Below are 2761 nucleotides of genomic sequence, written 5' to 3'. Positions count from 1 at the left end.
GGGAGTCAAAAGATGTGGACGATGTACTTTCGCTTCCCGGAGTCAGTATAAAGTGGCGTTCAAAGTTCGGTGACGGGAAGGGGAAATCCAATCAGACAAGCATAATAGAGATTTTCGCCCATCATGGAACACATATTGACGCTCCATCTCATGTTCATGAGGACGGCCTTCTTATGAGTGACTTTGACGCTTCGGATTTCATTCTGAATAGGCCTCTCTTCATTGTATGCCCAAAGGGCGACAGGGAGAAGATAAACCATGAGGACCTTGAGCTGTTCAGAGATGAGTTGGAGGATTCGGACTGTCTTCTCGTCTATACAGGATTCAGCAAGTATAGACACGATAGGAGGAGATTTGTGGAAAACTCACCTTCATTCTCGGAAGACAGCCTCGAGTATCTCTTGGGCAACTTCCCGAAAATAAGATGCCTTGGAATGGATATCTTCAGCATCGAGAACATTCCCGAGGGAAGATCATTCGGTTGGTTGGTTCACAAGTCGTATCTCAAAGCGCGTGAAAAGAGATTCGCGATTGAAGACATGAAACTGGAACCTCTAATAGGCAAGACGTTGAATAGAGTGATTTCGATTCCACTGCTGCTTGATAATGAAGCCTGTCCGGCAACGGTCGTTGCAGAAGTGGACGATCCTTGCGACAAGAGCAAAGGGGGAAATTGATTTGCCCTACCTTGAGATGAAAGGAATTACGAAGACTTTCCCCGGTGTCAAGGCACTGGACAATGTCGATTTTGACCTCGAGATTGGAGAGATCCACACTCTCGTAGGGGAAAACGGAGCGGGAAAGAGCACACTAATAAAGGTTCTTGCCGGAATCCACAGAAGAGACAGTGGTTCTATAGAAATTATGGGTAAGAAGACTCACATAAGCACCCCCAAAGAAGCGATCAAGTCAGGAATATACAGTGTTCAGCAGCATTTCAGTCTCCAGCCGAACATGTCTGTTGCCGAGAACATAATGTTCGGTGAATACACTGGCTCGAAAGCAGGATTGATCAACTGGCGGAAGCTCTTCTCGCAAGCCGACGAATTCGTTAAGACGATCGGATTTGAAGATATAGATGTCTCCAGAAATGTGTGCGATCTGAGCGTCGCCGAAGGACAGAAGGTTGAGATTGCAAAAGCTCTTTACAGAAATCCGAAGATACTGATAATGGACGAACCGTCCGCCATCCTACCAAAAAACGATCTCGCAAGACTCCACGAAATCTTGCAGAGAATTAAGAAGGATATTGGGATAATCTACATATCCCATCACTTCGAAGAGATCTTCAAGATCAGCGATAGAATAACCGTTTTGAAGGATGGAAAGAACGTGGACACGGTCCTGCCCTCTGAGATCGATAACGATGGATTGGTTAGGCTCATGGTAGGAAGGGATATCGGAGATATGTATCCGGCCAGAACCGATTCCAGTCAGGAAGAAGTTGTTCTCGAGGTTGAGGATCTTTCAACTTCAAAGCTTCATAACGTAAGTTTCAAGTTGAAGAAGGGCGAGATACTGGGAATTGCAGGATTGATGGGAGCGGGCAGGACAGAGCTGTGTCAGGCATTATTCGGCCTGGATGTCCAGAATGGAAAGATCAGGTTACACGGAAGAGAAGTACACAATCGAAGTCCGAGAAGAGCCATATGTAATGGATTCGGCTTCGTAACAGAAGACAGACACAAGACCGGGCTGGTGCTTCCGATGAGTGTCAAGAACAACATTTCGCTCGCAGCTCATAAGAAGATTTGCAGGCTCTGCTTTGTGAATGAAAGAGCCGACAAGACTGCGGCGGAGGAGTTCGTGGAAAAACTCCGGATTTCCACTCCGGGAATCGGCCAACCTGTGGAATTTCTTAGCGGGGGCAACCAGCAGAAGGTTGTTCTCGCCAAGTGGCTTTTTAATGGAGCGGAAGTGCTTCTTCTTGACGAGCCTACAAGGGGTATCGATGTCGGGACGAAGGCAGAGATCTATCGTCTCATGAAGAACCTTGTGAAGAAAGGAATGTCAATAATCATGGTCTCTTCGGAACTACCGGAGATAATCGGCATGAGCGATAGGATACTTGTAATGCACAAAGGTAGAATAACCGGGGAACTGAATCCCGAGGAGACTTCCGAAGAAGAGATACTTGCTTATGCCGCGGGGCTAAAACAGACCCCCACCGAACCCGCAAAGAAGTGATTCCTGTGGGAAGAGCGAGATATTTTCTTACACACGATCTTGGAACAACGGCGGATAAGGCCTGCATCTTTGACGATAAACTGAACCTAATCGCCAGTGAAGTGATGGATTACAAGACCTATTATCCTAAAGACGGGAAGGCAGTTCAGCGGCCTGAGGATTGGTGGAGCGTCTTCTGCAGAACAACAGAGAACATCCTTGGAAAACGCGGGATAGATCCTCACGAAATCGCAGCGGTTGCCTGCAGCGGGCATTCTCCAAGCATGGTTCCTCTCTCGGCTGATGGGGAATCGATTTTAGAAGCAGTGCCGATCTACGCCGATCTCAGTTCAAGAGAAGAAGTCTCAAAATTCATGGAGTCAGTTCCTGAAGAGGAGTTTTACTCCATGACCGGTGCGGGGCAGGTTCCTGAACAATACTCTCTCTTCAAGATGATGGCCTTCAAGAGAGAGAATCATGAGGGCTTCGACAGGACATGGAAGATTCTCAACACGGTCGATTATCTTGTGTACCGCTTGACGGGAAATGTAAGAACGGATTTCTCTCAGGCCTGCAATACCGGCGCGCTAGATAT

Annotated in this window: 3 protein-coding genes; all 3 read left to right on the top strand. The window is 47.5% G+C overall.

The window, feature by feature from the left end; all coding sequences use genetic code 11:
* Positions 1-14: 14 nt before the first annotated feature.
* Complete coding sequence (locus tag ENN47_10350) at positions 15-677, top strand: hypothetical protein (GenBank protein HDP78560.1); 663 nt, start codon at positions 15-17, stop codon at positions 675-677.
* Positions 607-2187 carry a sugar ABC transporter ATP-binding protein gene (locus ENN47_10345; protein HDP78559.1) on the top strand — a complete coding sequence of 527 codons (1581 nt, stop codon included), beginning with the start codon at positions 607-609 and terminating at the stop codon, positions 2185-2187. The genes ENN47_10350 and ENN47_10345 overlap by 71 nt, the downstream gene beginning before the upstream one ends.
* Positions 2184-2761 (top strand): pentose kinase (locus ENN47_10340; protein ID HDP78558.1); only part of this gene is annotated, 578 nt, incomplete at its 3' end. The genes ENN47_10345 and ENN47_10340, both read left to right, overlap by 4 nt.

Source organism: Mesotoga infera (genome assembly GCA_011045915.1).
In the GTDB taxonomy this organism is placed as follows: domain Bacteria; phylum Thermotogota; class Thermotogae; order Petrotogales; family Kosmotogaceae; genus Mesotoga; species Mesotoga infera_D.
Note: the sequence above shows the minus strand (reverse complement) of the source record. Positions and strands in the feature narration are given on the sequence as shown.